Source organism: Pseudooceanicola sp. LIPI14-2-Ac024, from assembly GCF_042188925.1.
Classification (GTDB): Bacteria; Pseudomonadota; Alphaproteobacteria; order Rhodobacterales; family Rhodobacteraceae; genus Pseudooceanicola.
The window spans coordinates 207,985-232,781 of sequence record NZ_CP170102.1; the positions used below are offsets into that span (position 1 = coordinate 207,985).

The 24,797-nt window shown below is 68.8% G+C and carries 21 protein-coding genes; 9 read left to right on the plus strand and 12 right to left on the minus strand.

Annotated features, from left to right (window positions below; translation table 11 throughout):
- Positions 1 to 114: 114 nt before the first annotated feature.
- The 9 genes from ACE2AC_RS00985 (at position 115) to ACE2AC_RS01025 (ending at position 11,217) form a co-directional block, all read left to right on the plus strand.
- Positions 115 to 1,398 (plus strand): NAD(P)/FAD-dependent oxidoreductase, encoded by a 1,284-nt coding sequence (locus ACE2AC_RS00985; protein ID WP_375690275.1) that lies wholly within the window; start codon positions 115 to 117, stop codon positions 1,396 to 1,398.
- Between the two features lie 126 nt (positions 1,399 to 1,524).
- The gene (ndk, locus tag ACE2AC_RS00990; RefSeq protein ID WP_375690276.1) at positions 1,525 to 1,947 is read left to right on the plus strand and encodes a nucleoside-diphosphate kinase; all 423 of its coding nucleotides are present in this window, start codon (positions 1,525 to 1,527) and stop codon (positions 1,945 to 1,947) included.
- Between the two features lie 436 nt (positions 1,948 to 2,383).
- Positions 2,384 to 3,160 carry an enoyl-CoA hydratase-related protein gene (locus ACE2AC_RS00995; RefSeq protein WP_375690277.1) on the plus strand — a complete coding sequence of 259 codons (777 nt, stop codon included), beginning with the start codon at positions 2,384 to 2,386 and terminating at the stop codon, positions 3,158 to 3,160.
- Positions 3,161 to 3,172: 12 nt separating this feature from the next.
- A complete protein-coding gene (locus ACE2AC_RS01000; protein WP_375690278.1) occupies positions 3,173 to 3,937 on the plus strand; it encodes a VOC family protein in 765 nt (254 codons plus the stop codon).
- Positions 3,938 to 4,041: 104 nt separating this feature from the next.
- Complete coding sequence (locus ACE2AC_RS01005; protein ID WP_375690279.1) at positions 4,042 to 4,650, plus strand: MliC family protein; 609 nt, start codon at positions 4,042 to 4,044, stop codon at positions 4,648 to 4,650.
- 182 nt (positions 4,651 to 4,832) lie between these two features.
- Positions 4,833 to 5,900, plus strand: a complete 1,068-nt coding sequence (locus ACE2AC_RS01010; RefSeq protein ID WP_375690280.1) for an HlyD family secretion protein — start codon at positions 4,833 to 4,835, stop codon at positions 5,898 to 5,900.
- Positions 5,897 to 8,632, plus strand: coding sequence for a ribosome-associated ATPase/putative transporter RbbA (gene rbbA, locus ACE2AC_RS01015; protein WP_375690281.1), 2,736 nt, complete (start codon positions 5,897 to 5,899; stop codon positions 8,630 to 8,632). The genes ACE2AC_RS01010 and rbbA overlap by 4 nt, the downstream gene beginning before the upstream one ends.
- Before the next feature lie 3 nt (positions 8,633 to 8,635).
- On the plus strand, positions 8,636 to 9,748 hold the full coding sequence (locus ACE2AC_RS01020; RefSeq protein WP_375690282.1) for an ABC transporter permease: 1,113 nt from the start codon (positions 8,636 to 8,638) through the stop codon (positions 9,746 to 9,748).
- Between the two features lie 74 nt (positions 9,749 to 9,822).
- The gene (locus tag ACE2AC_RS01025) at positions 9,823 to 11,217 is read left to right on the plus strand and encodes an amidase family protein (RefSeq protein ID WP_375690283.1); all 1,395 of its coding nucleotides are present in this window, start codon (positions 9,823 to 9,825) and stop codon (positions 11,215 to 11,217) included.
- A 1-nt stretch (position 11,218) separates the two neighbouring features.
- Here ACE2AC_RS01025 and ACE2AC_RS01030 read toward each other — a convergent pair whose 3' ends face one another.
- The 12 genes from ACE2AC_RS01030 to ACE2AC_RS01085 form a co-directional block, all read right to left on the minus strand.
- Entirely contained in the window at positions 11,219 to 11,695 is a 477-nt protein-coding gene (locus ACE2AC_RS01030) for a GNAT family N-acetyltransferase (RefSeq protein ID WP_375690284.1), read from the minus strand.
- Between the two features lie 137 nt (positions 11,696 to 11,832).
- Positions 11,833 to 12,999 (minus strand): M20 aminoacylase family protein, encoded by a 1,167-nt coding sequence (locus ACE2AC_RS01035; RefSeq protein WP_375690285.1) that lies wholly within the window; start codon positions 12,997 to 12,999, stop codon positions 11,833 to 11,835.
- Between the two features lie 22 nt (positions 13,000 to 13,021).
- Entirely contained in the window at positions 13,022 to 14,053 is a 1,032-nt protein-coding gene (locus tag ACE2AC_RS01040; RefSeq protein ID WP_375690286.1) for an ABC transporter ATP-binding protein, read from the minus strand.
- On the minus strand, positions 14,050 to 15,024 hold the full coding sequence (locus ACE2AC_RS01045; protein ID WP_375690287.1) for an ABC transporter ATP-binding protein: 975 nt from the start codon (positions 15,022 to 15,024) through the stop codon (positions 14,050 to 14,052). The genes ACE2AC_RS01040 and ACE2AC_RS01045 overlap by 4 nt, the downstream gene beginning before the upstream one ends.
- Positions 15,017 to 16,591 (minus strand): gamma-glutamyltransferase, encoded by a 1,575-nt coding sequence (locus tag ACE2AC_RS01050; RefSeq protein WP_375690288.1) that lies wholly within the window; start codon positions 16,589 to 16,591, stop codon positions 15,017 to 15,019. Before ACE2AC_RS01050 ends, ACE2AC_RS01045 begins: the two co-directional genes overlap by 8 nt.
- Positions 16,576 to 17,460, minus strand: a complete 885-nt coding sequence (locus ACE2AC_RS01055; protein ID WP_375690289.1) for a polysaccharide deacetylase family protein — start codon at positions 17,458 to 17,460, stop codon at positions 16,576 to 16,578. Before ACE2AC_RS01055 ends, ACE2AC_RS01050 begins: the two co-directional genes overlap by 16 nt.
- Positions 17,457 to 18,245, minus strand: coding sequence for an SDR family NAD(P)-dependent oxidoreductase (locus ACE2AC_RS01060; RefSeq protein WP_375690290.1), 789 nt, complete (start codon positions 18,243 to 18,245; stop codon positions 17,457 to 17,459). Before ACE2AC_RS01060 ends, ACE2AC_RS01055 begins: the two co-directional genes overlap by 4 nt.
- A gap of 3 nt (positions 18,246 to 18,248) precedes the next feature.
- Entirely contained in the window at positions 18,249 to 19,115 is an 867-nt protein-coding gene (locus ACE2AC_RS01065; protein WP_375690291.1) for an ABC transporter permease, read from the minus strand.
- Positions 19,112 to 20,038, minus strand: a complete 927-nt coding sequence (locus tag ACE2AC_RS01070) for an ABC transporter permease (RefSeq protein WP_375690292.1) — start codon at positions 20,036 to 20,038, stop codon at positions 19,112 to 19,114. Before ACE2AC_RS01070 ends, ACE2AC_RS01065 begins: the two co-directional genes overlap by 4 nt.
- A gap of 7 nt (positions 20,039 to 20,045) precedes the next feature.
- Positions 20,046 to 21,536: an ABC transporter substrate-binding protein gene (locus ACE2AC_RS01075; RefSeq protein ID WP_375690293.1), complete on the minus strand. Its 1,491-nt coding sequence runs from the start codon at positions 21,534 to 21,536 to the stop codon at positions 20,046 to 20,048.
- A gap of 66 nt (positions 21,537 to 21,602) precedes the next feature.
- Entirely contained in the window at positions 21,603 to 23,117 is a 1,515-nt protein-coding gene (locus ACE2AC_RS01080) for an ABC transporter substrate-binding protein (protein WP_375690294.1), read from the minus strand.
- Entirely contained in the window at positions 23,114 to 23,935 is an 822-nt protein-coding gene (locus ACE2AC_RS01085; protein ID WP_375690295.1) for a GntR family transcriptional regulator, read from the minus strand. The genes ACE2AC_RS01080 and ACE2AC_RS01085 overlap by 4 nt, the downstream gene beginning before the upstream one ends.
- Between the last annotated feature and the right edge of the window lie 862 nt (positions 23,936 to 24,797).

A 24,797-nucleotide genomic window follows, 5' to 3' on the forward strand; every position in this document is an offset into this window, starting at 1 on the left:
TGATTGCATGGCAGCCATCCATGGACGGCAGGTCCGGGTGGTCCGCTTGCCTTGGCCGGACGGCCGCGGATAGGGTTTTCCGGCAGCGTCACAGGGTGTTGGAGGATCGGTTTCATGAGGATTTTCGACGTGGTGCGCACCCGCGCCGGGCAGGCCTTTCCTCGCAGCCTCTATGCCGAAACCCATCCCGCGCCCGAACGGGTGGCGCTGGCGGGCGACCTCAGGGTCGACATCGCCGTGGTCGGCGGGGGCATCCTGGGCCTGTCAACCGCGCTGGCATTGGCGGAACGGGGCGTGTCGTGCTGCGTGCTCGAGGCGAACGCGCCCGGCTGGGGGGCGTCGGGCCGGAACGGCGGGCAGGTGAACTCGGGCCTGAAGTGGCCGCCGTCGCAGGTCGAACGCGATCTCGGCTCCGAGGCGGTGACGTTCTCGCACGCCGCGCCGACGCGGTTGAAGGAGCTTGTGGCGCGGCTGGGGATCGATTGCGACTATGCCAACGGCGGCGGCTACCGCGCCGCGCTCGACCCCGCCGCGATGCGGGAGCTTGAGGTGCTGGGGGCAGAGTTCGAGCGCCGCAACATCCCGGTGCGGATGATGGATGCCGACGGCATGGCCGCGGCGGCGGGGACACCGGCCTACGCGGGCGGCCTCTACGACCCGGTGGCGGGGCAGGTGAACCCGTTGAAGTATGTCCGGGGGCTGGCGGCCGCCGCCAGCGCGGCGGGCGCGCGGGTCTTCAGTGACACGCCCGTCACCGCGGCAGTGCGGGACGGCGACTGGCGCCTCACCACCCCGCACGGCACGGTGCGGGCGGACAAGGTGCTCTTTGCCACCAACGGCTACTCCGACGCGACGGTGCCGGGGCTGCGCGGATCGCTCCTGCCGGTGTTCAGCACCATCGTCGCGACCCGTCCGCTGCCCGAGGCGCTGCGCGCCCGCATCCTCGCCGGGCGCGAGGTGCTCTATGAAACCGGGCTGCAAACCACCTACTACCGCGTCGATGCCGGGGGGCGGCTGCTCTTCGGTGGGCGCGGGCCGCAGGCGCCGGCCTCGGGGCCCGGGGCGGCGAAACGGCTGACACGGCTGGCCGAGGCGCTCTGGCCCGGGGTGGCCGAGGTCGGCTGGGACCATGGCTGGAACGGGCGCATCGCGATGACGGGCGATCACTATCCGCATGTCCACGAGGTCGCCGAAACGGGGCTGGTCTGCGCCGGGTTCAACGGGCGCGGCGTGGCGCTGACCACGGCGCTCGGGCCCCGGCTGGCGGCGCGGCTGGTGGCGGGCGAGGACCTGCCGCTGCCGGTGACCCCGATCCGCCGCGTGCCGTTTCAGCCGTTCTGGCCCGCCGGCGTGGCCGCCGTGCTGGCCTGGCACGACCTCACCGGACGCTCCCGCTAGGCCGGCGGGGCATTCCGCGCAGGCCGGGCGGTAACGGCTTTTCAAACCCCGGGGCGCGTGTTAGGCGAGCGGCGGATTTTTCGGGGGCGTCGCGGACGCCTCCCTCATGCACGAAAAGGGACCGACATGGCCATCGAACGCACGCTCTCCATCATCAAGCCCGACGCCACCCGCCGCAACCTGACCGGCAAGATCAACGCCAAGTTCGAAGAGGCGGGCCTCCGCATCGTCGCGCAAAAGCGGATCCAGCTGACCATGGCGCAGGCCGGCAAGTTCTACGAAGTGCACGCCGAGCGTCCGTTCTACGGCGAACTGTGCGAGTTCATGGCGTCCGAGCCGGTCGTCGTGCAGGTGCTGGAAGGTGAAGGCGCGATCGCGAAGAACCGCGAAGTCATGGGCGCCACCAACCCGGCCGACGCGGCCGCCGGCACCATCCGCGCCGAATTCGCCGAAAGCGTCGGCGAGAACTCGGTCCACGGCTCCGACGCGCCGGAAACCGCGGCACAGGAAATCGCCTACTTCTTCTCGGGCCTCGAACTGGTCGGCTGAACCGCCCACCGGGTCTGAGCCCTGCAAAGCCGTCCGCTCCCGCGGGCGGCTTTTTCTTTTGCGCGCACGGTGGCGCGGGTCACGGACCTCAGATCGCGGCCCAGTCCTTGAACCGGAACGTCGCCGGCTGCTGCGGCGTCTCCTTAGGCGGCTGCGGCTTGGGCGCAGGTTGTTTCGGCATGTCTGGCCTCTTTGGCTCTGGTTGTTACCCTTAGGTCAAGGAGGCCTGCGAATTGTGGCTGAAATGGGGCAGGGGGTTTCCCATCCGGTGACGATTTCGAAACCATTCTGCGATGGTTTGTTAATCGTGGAAAATCCGAGCTTTCTTTCACGGATAAGTCACTCTTGTGGCTTTTCCGCACCCGATATTGCCAGCCCGAATCCGCGCTCCTACGGTCCGGCCGAGATCCAACGTCGGCAGGGAGGAGACCCGCACATGGCATATGAATTCTGCAAGGTGGACCGCGAGGGCCCGATCCTGATCGTCACGATCAACCGCCCCGAGGTCTACAACGCGCTGCACGCGCCCGCCCACAACGAACTGGCGCAGGTCTGGGATGATTTCGCCGCCGACGAGGACCTCTGGGTCGCGGTGCTGACCGGCGCGGGGGACAAGGCGTTCTCGGCCGGCAACGACCTCAAGTACACCGCCCAGGGCGGCAAGGGCACGCCGCCGCCGTCGGGCTTTGCCGGGCTGTCGATGCGCTACGACCTGGAAAAGCCGCTGGTTGCCGCCGTGAACGGGTTTGCCATGGGCGGCGGGTTCGAGACCGCGCTGGCCTGCGACGTGATCCTGGCCGCCGACACCGCCAAGTTCGCGCTGCCCGAGGTCAAGGTCGGGCTCTTCGCCGCCGCCGGGGGCGTGCAGCGCCTGTCGCGCCAGATCGGCCGCAAGCCCGCCGTCGAGATGATGCTGACCGGCCGCAGCGTGAGCGCGGCCGAAGGCCGCGAGCTGGGTTTTGTCAACGCCGTCCACGCGCCGGGCGAGCTGATGGATGCGGCGATGGCCAAGGCCAGGGAAATCGCCAGCGTCTCGCCCTCGTCGGTCAAGGCGACCAAGCGCGTTCTCAACAAGATGGACGAGATGGATGACCTGAAGACCTCGCTGCAGTATTCTCGCGAGGTGATGACGGCGCTGCGCGACACCGAGGACTTCAAGGAAGGGGTCACCGCCTTCGTCGAGAAGCGCGCGCCGCAGTGGAAGAACCGCTGAGCGAAAGGCACCATGACCATCCACCTGCGCCAGATCTGCCTCGTCGCGCGGGACCTCGCGCCCGCGATCGCTGACCTGCGCGCCGTGCTCGACCTGCCGGTGGCCCACGTGGACCCGGCGGTCGGCAAGTACGGGCTGGAGAACACCCTGCTGACCGTTGGCACCCAGTTCCTCGAGGTGGTCGCGCCGATCCGGGACAACACCGCCGCCGGTCGCTACCTCGACCGGCGGGGCGGGGACGGCGGCTACATGGTGATCTGCCAGGCCTCGTCGCGCGCGGTGCAGGACGAACTGCGCGAGAACGCCGCCGACGCCGACGTGCGCGAGGCGTATTTCTCGGACCGCGGCGACTGGAACATCCTGCAGCTGCATCCCGGCGACCTGAAGGCCGCGTTCCTCGAGGTCGACTGGGACGCGCAGGACGATCCGACCGGCAACTGGATGCCGGCGGGCGGGCTGGACTGGCGCGACGGTGGCGGCACCGGTGCCTCGATCGCGGCGGTGGATTTGCAGTCGGACGACCCGTCGGCCTTGGCCGAGCTCTGGGGCGCGGTGCTGGGCCTGCCGGTCGACGGCCCCCGCGCCAGCCCCGAGATCGCGCTGGCCGACGCGCGGCTGCGGTTCGTCGAGGATCGCGATGGTCGCGGGCCCGGTCTGTCGGCGCTCGACCTCAGGATGCGCGACCCGGCGGCGGCCCGTGCCCGCGCCGCGGCAGCGGGCCTGCGCAGCGGGTCCGGCGCGGTGATCTGCGGCACGCGGTTCCGGTTCCTCGACTGATCCCCGCGCGCTGTCATGCGCTTGTGGGTTGCGCGGGCGCCACCGATCCGCGCATCCTGACCGGGGCGGCCCGCCTGGCCGCGTTCGGGAGAGGATATTTTCAGATGACCAGGACCATTGCACTTGCCGCCGTTGCCACGCTGGCCTCGGGCGGCGCCCTTCTGGCACAGGACGGCCCGTCCTTCGACTGCGCCCGGGCCGAGAGCTCTGCCGAAAAGATGGTCTGCGAGGATGCGGGCCTCGCCGCGCTCGACCAGGTCGTGGCGACGCGCTACCAGGCCGCGCTCGACGTGGCGCGCGGCCTCGATGCCGGGGCGGACAAGGCCGAGGCCGACCTCAAGGCGTTCCAGCGCGGCTGGATCGGCGGACGCGACGACTGCTGGAAGGCCGACGATCCGCGCGCCTGCATCCAGTTCTCCTATGAACGCCGCGAGGCCGAGCTGGTCACCCAGTTCATGCTGAAGGAACCGACCAACGTCGTGACCTGGACCTGCGACACCAATGCCGAGATCACGACCTACTACTACGACACCACGCTGCCGAGCGTGCGCATCGAGTACGGCGACTCGATCCTGACCGGCACGCTGTCGCCGACCGGCTCCGGCGCGCGCTACGACACCGACTTCGGCGGGTACATCTGGGAACACCAGGGAGAGCTGACGTTCCGCACGCCCGACCCGGACGGGCAGGAGATGACCTGCACCCCGGCCTGACACGGGACCGACATGCCCCATCACCTTGGCCGCCGCGCGAATGACCCCGCGCGGCGGCCTTTTCGTGGTGCGCCGCCATCGCATCGCGCAGCGATGTTGACGTAGCGCAAACCCTGTTGCAGCTTTTGGTTGTGGGATTCTTGCGGCTGCCACAGCCTTGCAGACATTGAAGAAAGTGATTGATGGCCCAGTCTAACCGTCGATGGATCGTGATCGGTGTCGTGGTGGTGGCGGCCATCGCCCTGCTGATCCTGTGGAACAGGTTGTCGAACCCGGGCCTGCCGGATGGCATCGCCAGCGGCAACGGCCGGATCGAAGCGACCGAGATCGACATCGCCGCGCTGTCGGGGGGCCGGATACAGGAGATCCTGGCGGTCGAGGGCGCCTTTGTCACCGCCGGCGACCCGCTGGTGCAGATGGACACGACGCTGCTCGCCTCGCAGAAGAAGCAGGCCGAGGCGGCACTGGCGCGCGCGCAGGTCGGCATCTCGACTGCGGACAGCCTGGTCGCGCAGGCCGAGGCGCAGAAAGCTTCGGCCGAGGCGGCGGTCGAGCAGGCGCAGGCCGGGGCCGATGCGGCCGCCTCGCAGGTGGCGCGCAGCGAAAGCCTGGCCGCCAGCAACACCATCTCGCAGCAGGTGCTGGACGCCGACATCGCCACCAACCGCGAGGCGCAGGCGGGTGTCACCGCGGCGCAGGCCTCGCTCGCCGCGGCCGAGGCAGGGGTCGGCAGTGCCAAGGCGCAGGTGATCGACGCCACCGCGGCGGTCGAATCCGCGCGCGCGCAGGTCGACTACATCGCCACCCAGATCGCCGACAGCACGCTGACCTCGCCGCGCGACGGACGGGTGCAGTTCCTCGTCGCCCGCGACGGAGAGGTGGTGGGCGCCGGGTCACGCATCCTCAGCCTCGTGGACCTGGCCGATGTGTACATGACCTTTTTCCTGCCGACGGCCGAGGCCGGGCGCCTGGCCGTGGGGTCCGAGGCGCGGCTGGTCCTCGACGCCGCGCCGGCCTTTGTCCTGCCGGCCGAGATCTCGTTCGTCGCGGACGTGGCGCAGTTCACCCCCAAGACGGTCGAGGCCCCGGACGAACGCGAAAAGCTGATGTTCCGCGTCCGCGCCCGGGTCAGTGCCGAGCTGCTTGAGAAATACATCCAGTACGTCAAGACCGGCCTGCCCGGTGACGCCTATGTCAAGATCGATCCCGAGGCCGAGTGGCCGTCCTTCCTGGACAACGTGGTCGAATGACACCCGCGGCGCCTGTCGCCTCGGTCGCCGACCTGTCGCAGCGCTATGGCAAGGTGCTGGCGCTCGACGGCGTGACGCTCGACATCCCGGCGGGGCAGATGGTGGGGCTGATCGGGCCGGACGGCGTGGGCAAGTCGAGCCTGCTGTCGCTCCTGTCCGGGGCGCGGGTGATCCAGGACGGCACGGTGCGGGTTCTTGAGGGCGACATGCGCGACGCGGGCCACCGCAACGCCGTCTGCCCGCGCATCGCCTACATGCCGCAGGGGCTGGGCAAGAACCTCTACCCGACGCTGTCGGTCTTCGAGAACGCGGATTTCTTCGGCCGCCTCTTCGGCCATGACCAAGCCGAACGCGAGAGGCGGATCAGCGAGCTGCTGGCCTCGACCGGCATGTCGGCCTTCCGCGACCGGCCCGCCGCCAAGCTGTCTGGCGGGATGAAGCAAAAGCTGGGCCTCTGCTGCGCGCTGATCCACGATCCCGATTTCCTGATCCTCGACGAGCCGACCACCGGCGTCGACCCGCTGTCCCGCCGCCAGTTCTGGGAACTGATCGAGGCGATCCGCGCCGACCGCCCCGGCATGAGCGTCATCACCGCCACCGCCTACATGGAGGAGGCCGCCCGCTTCGACTGGCTGGTGGCGATGAACGCGGGCCAGGTGCTGGCCACCGGTACGCCGGCCGAGATCCTGGCGCGCACCGGGGCGCCCAACCTCGACGAGGCCTTCATCGCGCTGCTGCCCGACGCGGCCAAGCAGGGCCACAGCCGCGTGGTGATCCCGCCACGGGACGAGACGGCGGCGCAGGATGTCGCCATCGAGGCCGAGCACCTGACCATGCGCTTTGGCGATTTCACCGCTGTGAACGACGTCAGTTTCCGCATCCACCGGGGCGAGATCTTCGGCTTCCTCGGCTCGAACGGCTGCGGCAAGACGACCACGATGAAGATGCTGACGGGGCTGTTGGAACCGACCGAGGGCACCGCGCGGCTTTTCGGGGCCGAAGTCGACGCCCGCGACATGGACACCCGCCGCCGGGTGGGCTTCATGAGCCAGGCGTTCTCGCTCTATTCCGAGTTGACGGTGGAACAGAACCTCGACCTGCACGGCCGTCTCTTCGGCATGGCGCCCGAGGAGATCCCGCCGCGCAAGCGCGAGATGGCCGAGCGTTTCGACCTGACCGAGGTGATGGACAAGCTGCCCGATGCCCTGCCGCTGGGGATCCGGCAGCGCCTGTCGCTGGCGGTGGCGATGATCCACGGGCCCGAGATCCTGATCCTGGACGAACCGACCTCGGGCGTGGACCCGGTGGCGCGCGACGGGTTCTGGGAGATCCTGGCCGACCTGTCCCGGCGCGACGCGGTGACGATCTTCGTCTCGACACATTTCATGAACGAGGCCGAGCTCTGCGACCGCATCTCGCTCATGCATGCGGGCAAGGTGCTGGTCAGCGACACCGCGGCCGAGATCACGCGGCAGAAGGGCGCCGCGACGCTCGAGGACGCCTTCATCGCCTACCTTGAGGAAGCCATCGGCGACACCGGCACGCCCGAGGCGACCGCGCCCGCCGATCCGGCGCCCGCACCCGAGGCCGCCGCCCCCCGGCAGGGGTTCAGCCTGCGCCGGATGCTCAGCTACACCCGGCTCGAGGCGTTGCAGCTGGAACGCGATCCGATCCGCCTGACCATGGCGCTGCTCGGCAGCCTGATCCTGATGTTCGTCATCGCCTACGGCATCAACATGGATGTCGAGGACCTGTCCTTTGCCGTGCTCGACCGCGACGACACGATCGAAAGCCGCAGCTACATCTCGGACATCTCCGGCTCGCGCTACTTCATCGAACAGCCGCCGCTTGCCGATTACGACGAGATGGACGCCCGGATGAAGACCGGGGACCTGAGCCTCGCCATCGAGATCCCGCCGGGCTTTGGCCGCGACGTGGCCAGCGGCAACGGCGTGCAGATCGGCGCCTGGATCGACGGGGCCAACCCCTCGCGCGCCTCGACGGTCAGCGGCTACGTGCAGGGGATGCACGCCGACTGGCTGACCCGCGCGGCAAGAGACACCTACGGCGACGCGGCGGTGGCGGGCACCTTCGACCTGGTCACGCGCTACCGCTACAACCCGCTGGTCGAAAGCATCATCGCCATGGCCCCGGCGGTGATCCCGATGCTCCTGATGATGATCCCGGCGATGCTGACCACCCTCAGCGTGGTGCGGGAAAAAGAGCTGGGGTCGATCGTCAACTTCTACGTCACCCCCGTCACCCGGATGGAATTTCTGCTGGGCAAGCAGATTCCCTACGTGGTGCTGGCGATGTTCAACCTCGCCATGATGACGCTCTTCGCGATCTTCATCCTGCGCGTGCCCTTCACCGGCAGCCTCTTGGCATATTCGCTGGCCGGCGTGCTCTACGTGATGGCGGCGACATCGCTAGGGCTCTTGATCTCGAGCTTCATCGCCAGCCAGGTCGCGGCGCTCTTTGCCACCGCGCTGATCACGATGATCCCGGCGGCGCAGTATTCCGGCATGATCGACCCGGTGTCGTCGCTGCAGGGCTTTGGCCGGGTCATAGGAGAGATCTATCCCACCACCTACTTCATCACCGTCTCGCGCGGGGCGTTCTCCAAGGGGCTGGGGTTCGGCGACCTCGGCACATCGATGATCGCGCTCGCCGTCATCGTGCCGGTGATCCTGGCGGTCGCCGCGCTCGCGCTGCGAAAGCAGGAGAAGTAGGCCATGAACGCCAAGACGGTCTACCACCTCGGGATCAAGGAACTGCGCGGGCTGATGCGCGATCCGATCATGCTGGTGCTGATCGTCTATTCCTTCACGCTGGCGATCTGGGCGATGGCCAATTCGCTGCCCGACGGCCTGTCGAACGCCGCGATCTCGATTGTGGACGAGGACCGGACGATGCTGTCCCAGCGGATCAACGACGCCTTCTATCAACCCTATTTCATTCCGCCCCAGCTGATCACCATCTCCGAGATGGACGCGCGGATGGACGCGGGGCTCGATACCTTTGCGCTGAACATCCCCTCGGGCTTCACCCGCGACGTGATGGCGGGGCGGGTGCCCGACATCCAGCTGAACGTCGATGCCACCCGGATGAGCCAGGCCTTCACCGGCGCGGGCTACATCCAGCAGATCGTGTCGGGCGAGGTGACGGAATACCTGAACGGCTACCGCTCCGACAGCGACCCGACCGTCGATCTGGTCCTGCGCGCCCGCTACAACCCCGAGCTCGACGCCAGCTGGTTTGGCGCGATCAACAGCGTGATGAACTCGATCACCATGCTCGCGATCATCCTGACAGGCGCGGCGCTGATCCGGGAAAAGGAACACGGCACCGTCGAGCACCTGCTGGTCATGCCGGTGACGGCGGAAGAGATCATGCTGTCCAAGATCTGGTCGATGGGCCTGGTGGTGCTGGTGGCCTCGATGTTCGGCATCGTCTTTGTCGTCGAGCTGCTGCTGGGGGTGCCGGTGGCGGGCTCGCTGTTGCTCTTCTTCCTCGGCGCGGTGCTGATGCTCTTTGCCTCGACCGCGCTTGGCATCTTCATCGCGACCATGGCGGGGACGATGCCGCAGTTCGGGCTGCTTCTGATGCTGGTGCTGATGCCGCTGATGGTGCTCTCGGGCGGGATGACCCCGCGCGAGAGCATGCCCGAGATCATCCAGACCATCATGCTGGCCGCGCCGAACACGCATTTCATCATCATCGCCCAGGCGATCCTGTTTCGCGGCGCCGGGCTGGCGGTGATCTGGCCGAACGTGCTGGCGCTGCTCGTGATCGGGATCGTGCTGTTCTGGCTGGCGCTGAAACGGTTCAGGGCCTTCCTGCGCTGATCCCTGCATCTGCCTGTTTCCACGCGGCAATCCCGGCTGCTATGGCTGGGTGAACACCCCGAGGAGACGCCCGCATGACCATCGATCCCAACAGCCTGTCCGCCCGTGCCCTGGCCGACCGCATCCGCCGCGCAAAGGTCACGGCGCAGGAGGTCACGCGGGAGACCCTGGACCGGGTCGCGCGGATCAACCCCGCGATCAACGCCATCGTGCAGGACTGCGCGGAGGAGGCGCTGGCCGATGCCGCCGCCGTCGACCGCCGCATCGCCGCAGGGGACCCGGTGGGGCGGCTGGCGGGCGTGCCGGTGACGATCAAGGTGATCGCGGACCAGAGAGGATACGCGACGACCAATGGCGTGACGCTCCTGCGGGATGCGGTCGCGACCGCCGACAGCCCCTTCCTGGGCCGGATGCGGGCCGAGGGCGCAGTGGTCGTCGGGCGGACCAACACGCCGGCGTTTTCCTATCGCTGGTTCACCTCGAACCAGCTGCACGGCACCACGCTGAACCCGCGCAACCCGGCGCTGACGCCCGGCGGCTCATCGGGCGGGGCCGGGGCGGCGGCGGCGGCCGGGCTGGGCCACATCGCGCATGGCACCGACATCGCCGGGTCGATCCGCTACCCGGCCTATGCCTGCGGGGTGCAGGGGATCCGGCCCACGGTGGGGCGGGTGCCGGCCTTCAACAACTCGGGCGGGGACCGGCCGATCGGTGGGCAGATGATGGCGGTCTCGGGCCCGCTGGCGCGCCGCGTGGATGACCTGCGCCTCGCGCTCGAGGTGATGTCGGGCTACGACCCCGACGACGTGATGAGCGCGCCCGTGCCGCTGCGCGGAGCGCCCTACCTGCGCCGGGCGGCCCTGGTGACGCATCCGGGCGGTATGCAGACCGATCCCCGCATCCTGGCCGACCTCGACCGCGCGGCGGCGATCCTGCGCCGGGCCGGGTGGGAGGTCGAAACCCCCGCCGCCGTCCCCGAGATGCGCGAGGCGGTGGACCTGCAGACCGACCTCTGGCTCTCGGACGGATACGCTGCCAAGGTCGCCGCCGCCGAGGCCGAGGGCGATCCGGGGGCGCTGGCCTGCCTGGGGCGGTTCCGGGACCGGGCGCCGGGGATCGACGTGGAACGGTTCAGCGAGATCTTCGTCCGGCGTGCCACGCTGGTTCGGGCCTGGCGGGCCTTCCTCGCCGACTACCCGGTGGTGCTGATGCCGAACTCGGCCGAGCTGCCGTTCAAGCGGGACGAGGATCTTGACGGTCCCGCGGCGCTCGACCGGATCTGGGCGGCGCAGCTGCCGCAGATCGCGATCCCGCTGCTGGGGCTGCCGGGCGCCTCGGTCGTCTCGGGGGTGGAGGGTGGCGTGCCCTCGGGCGTGCATGTCGTCACCGCGCCCTGGCGCGAGGACATCTGCCTTGACGCCGCCGAGGCGCTGGAGGCGGGCTTCGGCGTGCCGGAGCTGGCCGAATAGGTCAGCCGAGCGGCTTTTCCATGTAGACCCGGTCGAACCCCTTTTCCTGCACGCGGCCGGTTTCGGCATAGCCGAGGGCCGCGTATAGGGCGATGTTTTCAAACATCTTTTCGTGGGTGTAGAGCCGGATGCGATCGAAACCGGCGGCGCGGGCGGCGGCCTCGGCGGCGGCCATCAGGCGCTTGCCGTGGCCCTTGCCCTGCGCCTCGGGGGCCAGGGCGATGTTGTCGAGGAGCATGGCATCCGCCTGCGGTTCGAGCACGAGAACCCCGCAGACGCCGAGCGCGGGATCGTCCAGCACCTGCACCTGGCCGGCGGCGATCCGGGCGGCGTAGTCGTCGCCCATCGGGCCGGGCTCGCGGCCGATGCGGGGGATGTAGGGGGCGTAGGCGGCGCGGACGATGCGGGTGACGGCGTCGGCATCGGCGGGCCGGGCAGGGCGGAGGGGGGCGGTCATCGGGGCCTCAGGATCGGTCATGCGGTCAGAAGGCCCCGGCGCGCTGGAGGATGCAAGGGGCAGCCCCGCATCCGCCGAAAACCCCGGATCCGACGTCGGTATCACGTCGGTATTGCGTCGGTATCACGTCGGTATTTTCGTCGGTGCGGCCCGACGTGTCATTTCACCTCGAGCCGCGTCTCGACGATCCGGGCGTAGATCGAGGCGCCGACCGGCAGGATCGCGTCGTCGAGCACGAAGCCCGGATTGTGCAGCGGGACGTTGCCGGCATGGCCGACCCGGCAGTAGGCGCCGGGCACGATCTTGAGCATGTCGGCGAAATCCTCGGACCCGGTGGCCGGATCGCCGCCGAGCGTGGTGCTGTCCGCGCCCACGATCTCGGCCGCGGCGTCGATGTAGGCGGCGGAAAGGTCGCGGTCGTTCTGCAGCACGTCGAAGACGTTGCGCAGGTCGACCTCGATCTCGACCCCGAAGCCTTGGGCGATGCCGGCGCAGAGTTCGCGCATCCGGGCCTCGGCCAGGGCGATGACGTCGTCGTGGAAATAGCGGATCGTGCCGGTGATGACGGTGCGGTCCGGCACCACGTTGTAGGCCGACCCGGCGTTGAAGGTGGTGATCGACAGCACGACGGGTTTCAGTGGCGGGGTGTTGCGGCTGACCACGGTCTGCAGCTGCTGCACCAGCTGGGCACCGATCACGATCGGGTCGCGCGACTGGTGCGGCATCGCCGCGTGGCTGCCGGTGCCCTTGATGGTGATGTCGAAGAAGCTGGCCCCGGCCATCGCGGGCCCCGGGGTGACGGTGACCTTGCCGGGTTCCGAGTTCGGGTCGTTGTGCATCCCGTAGAGCTCGTTGCAGGGGAAGCGGTCGAAAAGGCCTTCGGCGATCATCCGGCGGGCGCCGCCCAGGCCTTCCTCGGCCGGCTGAAAGATGAAGACGACGGTGCCGTCGAAATTGCGCGTCCCGGCCAGGTAGCGCGCGGCGCCAAGGAGCATGGTCGTGTGCCCGTCGTGGCCGCAGGCGTGCATCTTGCCGGCGTTGGTCGAGGCATAGGGCACATCCGCCGCCTCGGTGATCGGCAGGGCGTCCATGTCGGCGCGCAGGCCGATGGCGCGGTTGCCGCCGCCCTTGCCCTTGAGCACGCCGACCACGCCGGTGCCGCCGATGCCCTCGTGCACCTCGTCGAGGCCATAGGCGCGCAGCTTCTCGGCCACGATGCCGGCGGTGCGGGTTTCCTCGAAGCCCAGCTCGGGGTGGGCGTGCAGGTCGTGCCGGATCTCGGTGAGGTCTTCGGCAAACTCTTCAATGGCGGGGATGACGGTCATGGGGCGGATCCTTGCGTTCGGGCTATTCGGGCAGCGCTGCTGCCGATGCTAGGGTATCGAGCGCCGAAGCGCCCGTGATTTCGCGCTGCCGGACGTGGCAGGCCAGCCGGTGGCCCGGCGCGACCTCGACCGGGGCGGGACGGAGCGTGCTGCAGCCATCCTCGCGCAGCGGGCAGCGCGCGGTGAAGGGACAGCCCGGCGGCATGTCCATCGGGTTCGGCACGTCGCCCTGCAGCGGCCGCCCGGTCTTGGCGCGTTCGGCCAGCGGGTCGGGCAGGGGCACGGCGGCAAGCAGCGCCTCGGTGTAGGGATGCAGGGGGCGGGCGAAGAGCGCGTCGGTCGGCGCCTCCTCGACCACGGTGCCGAGGTACATGACCGCGATCCGGTCGGCGATATGGCGCACCACGCTGAGGTCGTGGCTGATGAAGAGATACGACAGCCCGAGGTCGCGCTGCAGCCGCAGGAGCAGGTTCAGCACCTGGCTCTGGATCGAGACATCGAGGGCCGAGACCGCCTCGTCGCAGATCACCACGCGGGGTTCGAGGGCGAGGGCACGGGCGATCACCACCCGCTGGCGCTGACCGCCCGACAGCTCGTTCGGGAAACGGTCGCGCTGGCCGGGGCGAAGGCCGACGAGCTCCATCAGTTCGTCCACCCGGGCGCGGCGCTGCGCGCGGGCGACGCCGTGGATTTCCAGCGGTTCGGCGATGGACTGGCCGATGGTGCGTTTCGGGTCCAGCGCCGAGACCGGGTCCTGGAACACCACCTGCAGGTCGCGCCAGAGGGCCTGGCGTTTCTTGCCGGTCAGGGCCGACACGTTGCGGCCGTCGAACAGCACCTCGCCCTCGGTCACGGGGGCGAGGCCGAGGATGGCGTTGCCGGTGGTCGACTTGCCGCAGCCGCTTTCACCCACGATGCCCAGCGTCTCGCCCTTGTTCAGGTTGAAATCGACGCCGTCGACGGCGCGGACGACCGGTTTCTCGGCAAAGAGCTTGCCGGTTGCGACGGGGAAATGGACCTTGAGGCCCTTCACCGAAAGAAGCGGCGCGGTCATGCGAGGGCCTCCACCTGGTCGGAATGCCAGCAGGCGGCGACGTGATCCTCGCCCACGCGGTCGAGCGGCGGGCGGGTGGCGCAGGCGTCGCTGGCCAGCGGGCAGCGGGTGCGGAACCGGCAGCCCTCGGGCCAGGCCGCGACGTCGGGCACCATGCCCTTGATCGAGAAGAGCTCGGTCTTTCGTGTGCCGGTCATCCGCGGGATCGTGGCCAGCAGCAGCTTGGTGTAGGGGTGCCGGGGCGCGGCGAAAAGTTCGTGCACCTCGGCCTGTTCGACGATCCGGCCGCCGTACATCACGCAGACCCGGTCGGCGACCGAGGCGACGACGCCCATGTCGTGGGTGATGATGAGGACCGAGGTCTGCGTTTCGTCCCTGAGCCGCCGGACGAGGTGCAGGATCTGCGCCTGGATCGTCACGTCGAGCGCGGTGGTCGGCTCGTCCGCGATCAGCAGGCGCGGCTCTGCGATCAGGGCCGAGGCGATCATGACACGCTGGCACATGCCGCCCGACAGCTCGGACGGCAGCTGGCGGGCGCGCTGTTCGGGCGCGGGGATGCCGACGTCGCGCAGCATCTCGACCGCGCGGTCCCAGGCCTGGGCCTTGGTTGCGCGGCCGTGCACGATCAGGCTTTCGGCCACCTGCGCCCCGACGCTGAGCAGCGGGTTGAGCGAGGCGACGGGTTCCTGGAAGATCATCGACAGCGCCGTGCCGCGCAGCCGCTGCATTGCCGCGTCGTCGGTGAGGGCAAGCGGCGTGCCGTCTAGCATCGCCGTGCCGCCGGTCTGGTGCACCGCGCCCGAGAGCAGGCCCATGATCGACAGCGCCGTCAGGCTCTTGCCGGAACCGCTTTCGCCGACCAGCGCCACGATCTCGCCCTTGCCGATGGAGAAATCGACGCCGTCGACGACGGAATGCTCACCGACCCCGATCGAGAGGTCGCGGATCTCGAGCGTCTGCGCCTCAGCCATTGCCGCCGCCTTCCGCCGCGCAGGCGGTCCAGGGGTTCACCGGGTGCGCCATGCCCGCGTTCATCCCGTCGCTGCGGCTGACCGCAGAGGGGATGGCAAAGAGCACGGGGTGCAGGGAATTGGCGCGGATCTCGACCGGGTAGTGCTGGCTGACGGCGGCGGCCACGTCGGGCGCGGCGGCCTGGTCGACCACGATGGTCGGGCCCGAGCCGTCGATGCGGGGGGCGTGGAACGCCTCTTCCAGCGACATGCCGCGGTCGAGCACGTAGGAGATCACCTGCGCGATGCAGGGGAAGATCTGCCGCCCGCCGGCCGCGCCGATGGCGAGCGCGGGACGGCCCGCACGGCTGAGGATCGCGGGGCTCATGTTCGCCAGCGGCCGGGCCGCGGGGGCGATGCCGTTCGGCTGGCCCTCGCGCGGGTCGAACCACATCATGCCGTTGTTCATCAGGATGCCGGTGCCCGGCAGCGTGACCTTGGAGCCGAAGCGCGACAGCAGGGTGTTGGTGAGCGCGACCATGTTGCCTGCCGCATCCACGACCGAGACGTGGCTGGTGCAGTCGCCCTGCGCGCCCGCGTGGCCCATGGTCTTGAGCCGGTCCTCGTAGGTGGTGCGGATGGCACGGGCGTAGATCGCCGCGGCCTCGGCGTCGGAGGCGGCGGGCGTCAGCTCGGCCTCGATCCGGGTGAGGGTTTCCAGCAGGCTCGGCCCGCCGCAGAGGCCGGGGACCACGGCAACGTCCATGTCGCGGTAGCGCCCGGTCCGGGCCTCGGCCCAGCGGGGCTGGAAGCTGGCGAGGTCGGTGGCGTCGATCACCGATCCGCCGTCCTGCAGGTCGGCGACGAGGCTCTGCGCCACCCCGCCCTCGTAGAAGTCGCGCGCGCCCGCCGTCGCCAGCCGCCGCAGCATCGCGGCCTTGGCCGTCATCGGCAGGTAATCGACCTGCTTGCCGTTCGGCACCCGGCGCGGGCGGCCGTTGTCGAGGAAGAGCGCGGCGCTTTCGGGAAAGCGCGCGAGGCCCTGCGTGTCGACGGCGAGGCAGAGCGAGGTGAACCAGTCGATCCGCATCCCGCGTTCGGCGATCTCGATGGCCGGGGCCAGCGCATCGGCCCAGGAGATCGTTCCGTGCTTTTCGAGCGCCGCGGCAAGGCCCGCCACCGCGCCGGGGACGCAGATCGAGGAATAACCGATCAGGTTGCGGTCGCCCTCGACCGAGGGCCAGTCGAACCAGTCGCCGTCGCGGCCGCCGGCCAGCGGGTACTGCGAGCGGTCCATGTTGCGGCTGGCGCGGACGTTGAAATCGAGCGTGTCGATCGTGCCGCCGTCGCCCGGCGCCCAAAGCATCAGCCCGCCGCCGCCGACCCCGCTGAGCCAGGGCTCGACCACCGAGAGGACCAGCGCCGCGACCACGGCGGCGTCCATCGCGTTGCCGCCGGCCTCGAGCACCCGGGCGCCCGCATTTGAGGCCTCGAAATGCTGGCTTGCGATCACGCCGCGAGCGCTTTCGACCTGCTTCTTGCTGACGGTCCAGGTCTCTCCGGCGCGGTCGATCACTGCCTGGTCCATGCCGGGTGCTCCAGAAGGGTTGCGGGGACGTGCGAGGCGATGGCGTTGCGGTCCATCGCTTGGGCCGCGTGGTGGGCGGCGACCTCGGCCACGGTGGCGACCCAGACGTCGCCCTTGGACAGAACCTGTTCCAGCAGGCTTTCGAGCATCACCGGGCGCGCGCCGCGGCCCGAGATCCAGTCGTGCACCGTCAGCATGAAGAGCGCGCCGAAGCGGTGGCTGGCCTCGAATTCCTCGGACCACATGCCAAGGATGTCGGCGGTGCTGCGCGGCGCCGGATCTCCGCCGCCGAGGAACTTGAAGAAGATCGCGTCATCGGTGCCCCAGTTGACCGGAACCTCGACCACGCCGTCGACGGAATGCGGCGTGTCGAAGCCCATCAGCGAGCTGTCGTAGAGCCCGAGGCGCTTCACCTCGCGCAGCATGTGCGGCGTCATTTCCCACGCGGGCGAGCGGAAGCCCTTGGGCGTCTCGCCGGTCTGGGCGCGGAAGATTTCGAGCGAAGATTCCAGGACGCGGGAAAACTCCTCGTCCGAGACCTGGGCCACCAGCTCGTGGAAATAGCCGTGCAGCCCGACCTCGTGCCCGGCCTCGATCAGCGCGGGCAGCATCCAGGGATGCGCTTCGGCCACTGCGCCGGGGACGTAGAAGCTGCCCTTGACGCCGAGCGACTTCAGGATCGACGCGATCCGCTGGATGCCGACGCGGGGGCCGAAGTGGCGCTGTTCGAGGTGGCTCAGCAGCTGCGGCACATCGTGGCGATTGTTCCACATCCAGGGCGAATGCGCGTCCACGTCCATGGTGAAGCAGAAGGCCGAGGTCTTGCCCTCGGGCCAGGGGTAGGGGGTGGGGAGGTCGAGGGTGCTCATAGCGGGGCCTTCTTGTCCTGGTAGACGTCCATCGATCCGATCGAGTTGCCGCCGTCGACGGTCAGCGTCGCGCCGGTGACGAAGCTGGCGGCGGTGCTTGCAAGATACATCGCGGCCGGCACCACGTCGTCGGGCGACGACGCCCGGCCGAGCGGCATCGAGGCGGTCACGCGCTTGACGTGCTCCTCGGGCAGGGGGCTGGCGGTGGAGCCCGCGGCAAAGCCCGGTTCCAGCGCGTTCACCCGGATGCCGTAGCGCGACAGTTCCAGCCCGTAGCCCTTGGTCAGCCGGTCGAGCGCGGTCTTCGACAGCGAATAGGGCGCGGCGGTCAGGCGCATCTTGCGCGCGGCGCCGGAGGAGATGTTGATCACGCTGCCCTTGCGGTCGGCCCGGATCATCTGGGTCGCGATGCCCCGGGTCATGAGGTGCACGGCGCGCAGGTTGATGTCGAGGATGCGGTCCCATTCCTCGGCATCGGTGTCGAGCAGGAAGCCCGAGGGGTAGACGCCGGCGTTGTTGATGAGCACGTCCGCCGCGCCCCAGCGTTCGCCGACCTCGGCCACCAGCGCGTCGATGGCGGCGGCGTCGCGCAGGTCGCAGGCGTGGCCAAAGCTGCCCTCGGCCCCGACCTCGGCCGCGAAGGCGTCGAGCGCCGCCTGGTCCCTGTCGGTCAGGCAGAGCTTTGCCCCCGCCTTGCCGAAGCCTTCGGCCAGCCACCGCCCGACGACGCCGAGCGCGCCGGTGACGATGACATGCTTGCCTTCAAATTCAGTTCCGAAATCCATGACTTACCGTGACTTTGGGTTGAGGTATGCGCTGAGCCGGTCGCCGATCAGGTTCACCGACAGCACGAGAAGGAAGAGGCAGAGCCCCGGGAAGGTCGCGATCCACCAGGCGCTGGAGACGTAGTTCCGTCCGACGCTGAGCATCGCGCCCCAGCTGGCCGTCGGGGGTTGGACCCCCATGCCGAGGAAGGACAGCCCGGCCTCGAACAGGACCATCAGGCCGAATTCGAGCGTCGCCACCACCGCGAGCGGGGCGAGGATGTTGGGCAGGATGTGCAGGAAGAGCACCCTGATCGGCCCCGCGCCCATGGCCTTGGCCAGCCGGACGTAGGGCTGGTTCGACACCGCAAGCGTCTGGCCGTAGGCCACGCGGGCGTAGCGCGGCCAGCGGGTGAGGGCGAGGACGAGGACCACGTTCACGAAGCCGGGGCCAAGCACCGCGACCATGATGATCGCGAGCAGGATCGCCGGGATCGACAGGAAGATGTCGACGAGGCGCATCACCACGACCTCGACCCAGCCGCCGCGGTAGCCGGCCAGCATGCCAAGCGTGATGCCGACCGCGCCCGACAGGATCACCGACAGCACCGCGACCGCGAGCGAGACGCGCGCGCCGTAGATCACCCGGCTGAGCAGGTCGCGCCCCAGCTCGTCCGAGCCGAGGACGTAGTAGGTGCCGCGCGCCAGCGTGCCCGGCGGCTTGAGCCGTCCCAGCAGGTTCTGGGTGTTGGGATCGTAGGGCGCGATCAGCGGCGCGAAGATCGCCACGAAGACCATGGTGGCGAGGATGGTGACGAAGACGCCCACGGGCACCCCGCCGCCCGCCTGCGGCCGGAACATGCGGCGCCAGGTTGCGGCAAAGGCGGTCATGCCCGGCCTCCCTTGCGGATGCGCGGATCGACCACGCTGTAGAGGATGTCGGCCAGCAGGTTGACGCTGATCGTGACGAAGGCGCCGAGCAGGACGATACCCTGCACCACGACGAAATCGCGCGCCTGCACCGATTGCACGGTCAGCTGGCCGAGGCCGGGCCAGGCAAAGACGGTTTCCACGATCACCGCCCCGGCGAGGAGCTGCGAGATCTCGAGCGCGGAGATCGAGATCACCGGGATCAGCGAATTCCGGATCAGGTGCTTCTGCACCAGCCGCGCGGTGCCGACGCCGCGCGCGCGGGCCGATCGGACGTAATCCTTGGACATCTCGTCCAGAAGCGAGCTGCGGGCGATCCGGGCGTAGGTCGCCATCGACAGCAGGCCGAGGGCAATCGAGGGCATGATGAGGTGGGCGAAGCTGCCCGAGCCCGAGGGCGGCAGCCAGCCCAGCCAAACCCCGAAGACCATGATCATGAGGATGCCGCTCCAGAAGGTCGGCATGCTCTGCGCGCCCAGCACGATCCCCATCAGCACGTTGGTGAAGGGATGCTTGCGCCAGACCGCCATGGCGAGGCCCACGGGCAGGCCGATGACGAAGGCGACGAAGAGCGCGCCCGCTGCCAGTTGCAGGGTGTAGGGCAGGCGGGAGGCGATGATCTCGGTCACCGGCACGTTCTGGACGTAGGAGGTGCCGAAATCGAAGCGCAGCATGTCCCAGAGGTAGTTCACGTATTGCACGACCAGCGGCTGGTCGAGGCCAAGCGCCCGGCGCATCGCCTCGATATCCGCCTGTGTCGCCGTTTCGGGGACCAGCAGGTAGGTGGGATCCCCGGTCAGGCGCTGGATGAAGAACACCAGCGTCATCACGCCGAAGATCGCCACCAGCGCCTGACCCAGTCTTTGCAGCAGGAAGACCGACATGGGCGGCTTATTCGCTCCAGCTCATACGGTTGAGGAACAGGCTCTCGTTCGCGGTCGGCGTCCAGTCGAGCTTGTCCGTCGCGCCGTAGATCGCCACCGCCTGGTAGAGCGGCAGGATGTAGGCGTTTTCCTGCACGATCTGCTGCACCTTGGCATAGGCGGCCAGCCGGGTGTCGGCGTCGAGCGAGCCGCGCGCCTCTTCCAGCAGGGCGTCGAGTTCCGGATCCTGCACGCGGCTCCAGGTCGAGGAGGAATGCAGCAGCGGGAATTCCACGCCGTCGACATCCTGGCAGGCGCAGGACCAGCGGCCGAAGCTGAAGTACGGCCGTTCCGAGATCTCGGGCGAGCGGGCGGCCTTCAGGTAGGTGCTCATGTCGGTCATGCTGATCTCGACGTTGAAGCCCGCGTCGGTCAGCATCTGCTGGACCGCCTGCACGATGCGCTGATCGTAGACCGGCGAGGTGGCGAACTGCATCGGGATCTCGCCCGCGCCGGTTTCGGCCACGATGCGCTTGGCTTCCTCGGGGTCGTAGGCGATCGGCGCGGCGCCCTCGACATAGCCGAAGTGCGCGGGTGTAGCCATCTGGTCGACCGGGGTCTCACCGCCGGCGAGGATGCCCAGCACGATGCCTTCGCGGTCGATCGCCATGGCTGCTGCGTGCCGCACCTTGGGGTCGTCGAGCGGCGGACGGGTGGTGTTGATGCCCATGAAGGCCACCCGTTCGGTCGGCGCGGTCAGCACCTTGACGCCCGACTGGCCCTCGATCTGGGTGGCGATGTCGCTGTCGAGCGACACGATCAGGTCCGCCGTGCCTGCCCGCAGGTTTGCGACGCGGGTGGAGGCATCTGCCACGGCCTTGAAGGATGCGCCTTCGAACGGGCCTTTGGTGCCCCAGTAGTCGTCGTTGCGGGTCAGGTCGACCTCGACGCCGCGGGTCCAGCTGTCGAACTTGTAGGGGCCCGAGCCGACGGGCGCGGCATTGAACGCCTCGTCGCCCATGGCCTCGACCACCGCCTTGGGCACGACCGAGAGCTTGACCAGCTGCGCCAGCAGCACCGGGTAGGAGACATCGGTGGTCAGGGTGACCTGGTTCTCGCCGGTGACCTCGGCGCCGATGATCTGGTTGAACTGGCCCAGCTGTGGCGAGCCGAAATCGGGGTTGGTGATCCGCTGCACCGAAAACGCCACGTCCTCGGCGGTCAGCGGCGAGCCGTCGTGGAAGGTTACACCGTCGCGGATCGTCAGCACCATCTCGGTATCCGACACCTGTTCCCACGCGGTCGCGATCTCGGGCACTATCTCACCGGCGTCGTCGCGGGTGACCACGTTGTCGAAGATGTTGCGGTAGACGTAGTAGCTGTCGGGGTTCCACTGCTGGTGCGGGTCGAGCGAGGAGGGCTCGTTCACCAGGTTGACGGTGATGTCCTGCGCGAGGACCGCCGGAGCGGTGAGCAGGCTTGCGGCAAGCAGCATGCCGCGGAGGCTGGTGCGGATCATGGTCGGATCCTTCCTTCGATGGGTTGAACGCCGGGGCCGCGCGATGCTGCGCGGCCCCGTACAGGGTCACTCGGTCCAGGACATGCGGTTCAGGAACAGGCTTTCGTTCGAGGTCGGCTGCCAGTCCAGCTGGTCGGCCGCGCCGTAGATGATCGCGGCCTGGTAGAGCGGCAGGATATCCGCGTTCTCGACCGCCTTGCGGTTGATCTGGGCGTAGAGGTCGGCGCGCTTGGCCTCGTCCAGCTCGCTTCGGGCCTGGTCCAGCAGGGCGTCGATCTCGGGGTCGCTGACCCGGCTCCAGGAGGAGGACGAATGCAGCAGCGGGTACATGATCCCGTCCGGGTCCTGGCAGGCGCAGGACCAGCGCGAGAAGGTCAGCATCGGCGCCTGTTCGGGCGTGGTCTGCTGGTCCTTGAGCCAGGTGGCCATGTCGGTCGTGTTGATCGCGACCTTGAGGCCGACGTCGGTCAGCATCTGCTGGATCGCCTGCACCACGCGCTGGTCGAACACCGGAGAGGTGGCCAGGCTCAGTTCCATGTCGGGTGCGGTTTCGAGCCCGGCGATCAGCTCGCGCGCCTTGTCGGGATCGTAGCTGAAGCCCTCGATCCCGTCGGCCCAGCCGAAGTGGGCGGGCGACAGCATCTGGTCGACGATCTTGGGATAGCCGCCAAGCAGCCCCTCGACGATCCCCTCGCGGTCGATGGCATGGCCGATGGCCTTGCGCAGGTCGGGCTGATCGAGCGGCGAGAGCGCCGAGTTCATCGCGAAGTAGGCGACGCGTTCCGTGTTCACCGTCAGCACCTTGCCCTTGCCGCCGCCTTCGACCTGGGTGGCGAGGTCGGTGTTGAGCGTCACGACCAGGTCGGCCGCCCCGGCCTGCAGGTCGGCCACGCGGGTCGCGGCATCGGGCACGCCGCGGAAGACGACGGTGTCGAACGGCCCCATGTCGCCCCAGTAGTCGGGGTTCTTGGTCACGGTGACCGAAACGCCGCGGTCCCACTTGTCAAAGACGTAGGGGCCAGAGCCGACCGGCGCCTCGTTGAACTCGGCCGAGGTCATGGTCGAGGCGATGTGCTTGGGCACGATCGACAGCTTCACCAGCTGCGACAGCAGCGCGGGATAGGCGCCATCGGTGGTCAGCGTCACCTGGTTGTCGCCGGTGACCTCGGCCTTGACGATCTTGTTGAACTGGCCCAGCTGCGGCGAGGCGAAGTCGGTGTCGGTGATCCGCTCGACGGTGTAGACCACGTCCTCGGGCGTGAGCGGCGTGCCGTCGTGGAAGGTCACGTCGTCGCGGATGGTGAACACGGTCTCGGTGTCGCTGATCCGCTCCCACGCGGTGGCGATCTGCGGCACGATCTCACCGGCGTCGTCGCGGGTGACCATGTTGTCGAAGATGTTGCGGTAGACGTAGTAGCTGTCCGGGTTCCACTGCTGGTGCGGGTCGAGCGAGGAGGGCTCGTTCACCAGGTCGACGGTCAGCAGGTCCTTGGCGAGGGCCGGGGAGAGCGCAGAGAACGCGACCCCCAGCGACAGGGCAATCGGCAGCGCGAACCGCGCCGCCCTTTTCGTGGCTTTCATGAGGTGACTCCTTTGTTGGACTTGGTCCCGGGCTCTGCCGAGAGGGTCGGCCCGGGTGTTGCGCCTGCGTCCGGCCTTGGTTGACCGTTGTTGGGTGCGGCGTCTGCGGCGTCGGGAGAGACGCCAAGTTCGGTGCGGTCCCGCATGAGGCCCGCAACGGCAAATTCCTGGAAGGCGGCGATGTCGGCCATGCGCAGCTCGACAATGGCAGCCGCATCGCCGGCACCGGCGGCGCGCGCCAGCGCCCGCGCGCAGCAGGGCGCCAGTGGCCGCGCCGCCTGCGGTTCGAGGAAGCGCAGGATCCGGTCGGAATGGTCCCAGAGCCCGACGAGGAAATGCGCCATCAGGCGGTTGCCGACGGCGTCCGAAAGGGTTTCCAGCAGCTCGCGTTCATAGCTGCGCCGGGTCGTCAGCGCGGCCCGGTCGCCCTGGCCGTCGAGCACCTCGATCATCTCGGCGAGTTCCTCCATCCGGGCCAGCGCCGCGGGCGCGGGCCGCGCCTCGGCCAGGCAGGGTTCGACCTGCCGCCGGGCCGAGATCACGTCGCCGATCAGCGCGCCGGTGACCGGCAGCACCTTCCACCCGGCGCGCGGGATCGGGTGCACGAGGCCAAGCGCCGAGAGCCTTGCCAGCGCGACCCGCACCGCCGCGCGTCCCAGCCCGAAACGGTCGGAAATCTGCGCCTCGGTCGAGATCGAGCCCGGCGCCAGTTCGCAGGACTGCACGGCGACCTTGAGCCGATCCTCGGCAAAGCTGGTCTTTTGCGCCGGCTGGAGCGGATCGGCCTTGGCGATGAACGGCGACTGCGGATCGAACACGTGACGGTCTCCTCGATGGTATGGAAATGTTAAAATCGAGGTTTGGAGATCTTCAAGAGGGAATATGAACATCTTCATGTTTGAAGAGGGGAGGCGCGCGCGCGGCGGGGGCGCGTGCACAGAGTTTCATCGTGAGGGGGGGGCGTGGCGACGACTGCCTTGGCAGGGGCTGTGAGCGGTCCACGGTGCAGGGGGCGTCTCGGAGGGTGCGTCGGGTCCCGTGGCCGACCCTTGACCGGACCGGACCCGATCGCCGGAATGCGGGTGATGGGGTATGTGAGGGAAACACGGTCGGGAGGACCGCTGTGCGGAAGGGTTTTCCTGTGCCTGGCCTGCAAGATATGATGCCGGTTGGGCTTCGAGGGCAGGCTCAGCGCCAGTTCCGTATTCCCCCGGTGGCGGACGGAGAGTGTTGAGAGCACCGTCTGCTGTGACAGGGCTTCAAGGGCGTTGTCGAGCGATGACTTCGCGCGCGCCTCTCGGCCGACGGGGGCCTTACCGTGTTTGCCGCAATGATCCCGGCGGGCCCGCACCGGACGTGTTTGCTGGCGGCGAAGGACTGAAGCCCCGAGGCGGCGCGAGGCAGGCAACCAGCCGCCCTGAAGTATCTGAACAACCAGAGCGTACGACGATGCCGCGTTCGGAGAGACGCTTCCAAGGCAGCCTTGACTTGTTGCCCGGTCAGATTCTGCCGGACTATGAGCCCCACTTGAAGCACCCTTTTCACGATGGGCCTGAAGCCGGCTGACTCCATGGGTCGACGTCAAATGCGGAGTGTGTGAGGCGGTGCGCCCGGCCATCTGCCAGAAACGCGAAAGGCGACCCGCGTGGGTCGCCTTTTCGTTCAGTATCAACACGTTGT

What these genes read in the sequence shown, in the direction of transcription:
- ACE2AC_RS01000 (WP_375690278.1), top strand. Translation starts at nt 3,173, where the DNA reads ATGACCATCCACCTGCGCCAGATCTGCCTCGTCGCGCGGGACCTCGCG.
- ACE2AC_RS01065 (WP_375690291.1), bottom strand. Translation starts at nt 19,115, where the DNA reads ATGACCGCCTTTGCCGCAACCTGGCGCCGCATGTTCCGGCCGCAGGCG.
- ACE2AC_RS01050 (WP_375690288.1), bottom strand. Translation starts at nt 16,591, where the DNA reads ATGGACCAGGCAGTGATCGACCGCGCCGGAGAGACCTGGACCGTCAGC.
- ACE2AC_RS01030 (WP_375690284.1), bottom strand. Translation starts at nt 11,695, where the DNA reads ATGACCGATCCTGAGGCCCCGATGACCGCCCCCCTCCGCCCTGCCCGG.
- ACE2AC_RS01025 (WP_375690283.1), top strand. Translation starts at nt 9,823, where the DNA reads ATGACCATCGATCCCAACAGCCTGTCCGCCCGTGCCCTGGCCGACCGC.
- ACE2AC_RS01070 (WP_375690292.1), bottom strand. Translation starts at nt 20,038, where the DNA reads ATGTCGGTCTTCCTGCTGCAAAGACTGGGTCAGGCGCTGGTGGCGATC.
- ndk (WP_375690276.1), top strand. Translation starts at nt 1,525, where the DNA reads ATGGCCATCGAACGCACGCTCTCCATCATCAAGCCCGACGCCACCCGC.
- ACE2AC_RS00985 (WP_375690275.1), top strand. Translation starts at nt 115, where the DNA reads ATGAGGATTTTCGACGTGGTGCGCACCCGCGCCGGGCAGGCCTTTCCT.
- ACE2AC_RS01020 (WP_375690282.1), top strand. Translation starts at nt 8,636, where the DNA reads ATGAACGCCAAGACGGTCTACCACCTCGGGATCAAGGAACTGCGCGGG.
- ACE2AC_RS01035 (WP_375690285.1), bottom strand. Translation starts at nt 12,999, where the DNA reads ATGACCGTCATCCCCGCCATTGAAGAGTTTGCCGAAGACCTCACCGAG.
- ACE2AC_RS01055 (WP_375690289.1), bottom strand. Translation starts at nt 17,460, where the DNA reads ATGAGCACCCTCGACCTCCCCACCCCCTACCCCTGGCCCGAGGGCAAG.
- ACE2AC_RS01045 (WP_375690287.1), bottom strand. Translation starts at nt 15,024, where the DNA reads ATGGCTGAGGCGCAGACGCTCGAGATCCGCGACCTCTCGATCGGGGTC.
- ACE2AC_RS01010 (WP_375690280.1), top strand. Translation starts at nt 4,833, where the DNA reads ATGGCCCAGTCTAACCGTCGATGGATCGTGATCGGTGTCGTGGTGGTG.
- ACE2AC_RS01040 (WP_375690286.1), bottom strand. Translation starts at nt 14,053, where the DNA reads ATGACCGCGCCGCTTCTTTCGGTGAAGGGCCTCAAGGTCCATTTCCCC.
- ACE2AC_RS01060 (WP_375690290.1), bottom strand. Translation starts at nt 18,245, where the DNA reads ATGGATTTCGGAACTGAATTTGAAGGCAAGCATGTCATCGTCACCGGC.
- ACE2AC_RS01005 (WP_375690279.1), top strand. Translation starts at nt 4,042, where the DNA reads ATGACCAGGACCATTGCACTTGCCGCCGTTGCCACGCTGGCCTCGGGC.
- ACE2AC_RS00995 (WP_375690277.1), top strand. Translation starts at nt 2,384, where the DNA reads ATGGCATATGAATTCTGCAAGGTGGACCGCGAGGGCCCGATCCTGATC.
- ACE2AC_RS01080 (WP_375690294.1), bottom strand. Translation starts at nt 23,117, where the DNA reads ATGAAAGCCACGAAAAGGGCGGCGCGGTTCGCGCTGCCGATTGCCCTG.
- rbbA (WP_375690281.1), top strand. Translation starts at nt 5,897, where the DNA reads ATGACACCCGCGGCGCCTGTCGCCTCGGTCGCCGACCTGTCGCAGCGC.
- ACE2AC_RS01075 (WP_375690293.1), bottom strand. Translation starts at nt 21,536, where the DNA reads ATGATCCGCACCAGCCTCCGCGGCATGCTGCTTGCCGCAAGCCTGCTC.